Genomic DNA, 2,363 nt, shown 5'->3' on the forward strand with positions numbered 1-2,363 from the left:
TTCCCGACTTTTGCAAGAAGTCTATTGATCTGTATGAAAAAGCTTTTATTTCTTTGTAGCCAAAATAGATTGCGAAGTCCTACCGCCGAAGCTGTGTTTGCTGAATATGAAGGCTTAGAAACCGATTCCGCAGGTTTAGACCCCTACGCCCAAGTACCAGTTTCTACAGAGGCGATCGCTTGGGCTGATATTATCTTTGTTATGGAAAAATCGCATAAAAATAAGCTATCAAAAAATTTTCAGCACTGCCTTAAAGAGAAAAAGATTATATGTTTAGATATCCCAGATGAATATGAATATATGGAACCAGCTTTAATTGAGTTGTTAAAATGGAAGGTGCTACCTTTATTAAAAATAAAACACTGAATATAAAAAATTAATTAATACAAATTATTTAATAAATAAAGTAAATATACGGATTTATCTATTAACAACCTGATTTTTTGGTTATATTACCAGCCAGTAATGAAACATGATACAAAATTGACATAGCCAGTATTGTTTACAATTTTGGCAATAGCTTTGTAGTCAGGGCTTTGAATCCAAAATTCTTTCACCTAAAATTCAAAATCGGTATTACCAGTTATCAATGTTTGCTGATAACTGTTGGCTGTTGACAGATTTATTATGGCAATTTTTAATTTTCATCTCAGCATAGATATAGTAATGCTATGCCTTTATCTTGTTTCTGGAGTTTGTTGGAGAATTAATAAGGTATTGTATACCTCCCGTTTTAAATTATTATTATTTTGCAGTTCTATAGTAATTTTGTTGAAGCGATCGATGCTTAAACCATTATCTTCGACAATTTTTTGAGAGCGGGTACAGTAATTGACTGCAATATCTTGAGCTTTCCTGGGAAGACCATTAATGCTGTTAGAATCATTACAAACAATCTTAGGAATTTCGCCACTGCCAATAAGTTTTTTAATTTCTTCAAACGCGTTTTGACGTGCTGGTTCCATTGCTAGCACAGCTTGGGCATAGCTTTTGATTTCTGTATTGTTAACTGGTGGAGTTTGACCGTAAGCTTTTGAACTTGATGAAAAACCGTTGGAAATCAAACCCACAGTGGCTACAAAACCAAAAAAGAATGATTGGGAAACGATTCGCTTTCGGTTAGATTGAGAAAAGAAACGGGAAATTTTCTTCATATTGGGTGTAACACAGAACTACATTAGGGATCTTATAAGAACTTTGAATTATTTTCTGATTAGGAAGTTCCAGTAACTGCCTAATATATCAAGCTTTTATATTTATTGTGAACTTCCTCTACATACTTGACAAAGTTCAATTACTTTAGTTTGGAGTGCAGACATTTCTGATACTCCTTGTTTGAGGCTCACTTCTAATTCCAGTAGTAGAGGTAAGCAAGAGATTAATTGCTCCAAAGAAAGGAGCTTGATTTCTTGCTGTAGGAAGTAGATGCGTTTGGGGTTACCGATATCAGCAGCTTGAGCGATCGCTTCTTGATTTCGCTCACCACTTTCCATCATAATCTTTACCCATAGCCAAGTGCGAAATTGTCCAATTAATGTAGCAACTATCCGTAATCCTGGTTCGGCAGCATTGATGAGATCGGCTAAGGTAATCAAAGCTTTTGCGGTGTCTCCTGTTCTAATTGCTGCTGCTAATTGTAAACTATTTTGGGTAGTATTTCTTACTAACTTACTGACAATATCTACATCTAAAGGTTTGTTGCTACCTTGGGCATATAGACGTAGTTTTTCCATTTCGTTATAAAGAAGGCGTGTATCATTTCCTACAGATTCAGCCAACAATTCAGCAGTTTTCGCAGTCAGTTTTACCCCCAGAGTTTGAGCTGCTTGGTTAACAGATTGCACCAATAACTCGGTTTTCCAAGGAGGAATCAGTGGAAATTCTCGGAATTCGGTAGCAAATTGTTTTAACAATTTCGTAGACTTGAGGCGTTCATCTGGTTTATTACGGGTAGTGAGTAATAAAAAAGAATTTTCAGGGATTGCTGGTAGCGATCGCTTGAATTCTGCCAACACATTCTCAGGACAGTGCTGACAAACAGTAGTGTTAATCAGCCAAACCAACCGTCCACCAGCGCCAAAAGATGGTGTCATCGCCTGATTTAACGCCTGGATTGCAGCATCGGCTTGTTCTGGTGGAAATGCAGTGTAGTTAAAACTAACCCATTGGGCATCGAGGACACGATGGCGGAGCATAGCGATCGCTTTTTCCATCGCAAAATCATCCTCACCCCAGTAAACGTAAATTGGCATAAATTAATCTCCTAATGGGCATTGGGCATTGGGCTTTCTAGGAAGTGTGGGAGGTGTGGGAGGAAGGAGGGGGAAGCATAAATTCTCTTTCCCCCCACACTCCCCACACTC

Annotated in this window: 3 protein-coding genes; 1 reads left to right on the forward strand and 2 read right to left on the reverse strand. The window is 37.8% G+C overall.

Annotated features, from left to right (window positions below; translation table 11 throughout):
- Positions 1–33 precede the first annotated feature (33 nt).
- Positions 34–366: a low molecular weight protein tyrosine phosphatase family protein gene (locus GNE10_RS33950; RefSeq protein ID WP_185570425.1), complete on the forward strand. Its 333-nt coding sequence runs from the start codon at positions 34–36 to the stop codon at positions 364–366.
- Between the two features lie 311 nt (positions 367–677).
- Here GNE10_RS33950 and GNE10_RS33955 read toward each other — a convergent pair whose 3' ends face one another.
- Both GNE10_RS33955 and holA read right to left on the reverse strand, forming a co-directional pair.
- Positions 678–1,154: a DUF4168 domain-containing protein gene (locus GNE10_RS33955; protein ID WP_099072878.1), complete on the reverse strand. Its 477-nt coding sequence runs from the start codon at positions 1,152–1,154 to the stop codon at positions 678–680.
- 102 nt (positions 1,155–1,256) lie between these two features.
- Positions 1,257–2,252 carry a DNA polymerase III subunit delta gene (gene holA, locus GNE10_RS33960; RefSeq protein ID WP_185570426.1) on the reverse strand — a complete coding sequence of 332 codons (996 nt, stop codon included), beginning with the start codon at positions 2,250–2,252 and terminating at the stop codon, positions 1,257–1,259.
- Positions 2,253–2,363: the final 111 nt, after the last annotated feature.

Source organism: Nostoc sp. 2RC (assembly GCF_014222165.1).
Lineage (GTDB): Bacteria > Cyanobacteriota > Cyanobacteriia > Cyanobacteriales > Nostocaceae > Nostoc > Nostoc linckia.

What these genes read in the sequence shown, in the direction of transcription:
- GNE10_RS33950 (WP_185570425.1), top strand. Translation starts at nt 34, where the DNA reads ATGAAAAAGCTTTTATTTCTTTGTAGCCAAAATAGATTGCGAAGTCCT.
- GNE10_RS33955 (WP_099072878.1), bottom strand. Translation starts at nt 1,154, where the DNA reads ATGAAGAAAATTTCCCGTTTCTTTTCTCAATCTAACCGAAAGCGAATC.
- holA (WP_185570426.1), bottom strand. Translation starts at nt 2,252, where the DNA reads ATGCCAATTTACGTTTACTGGGGTGAGGATGATTTTGCGATGGAAAAA.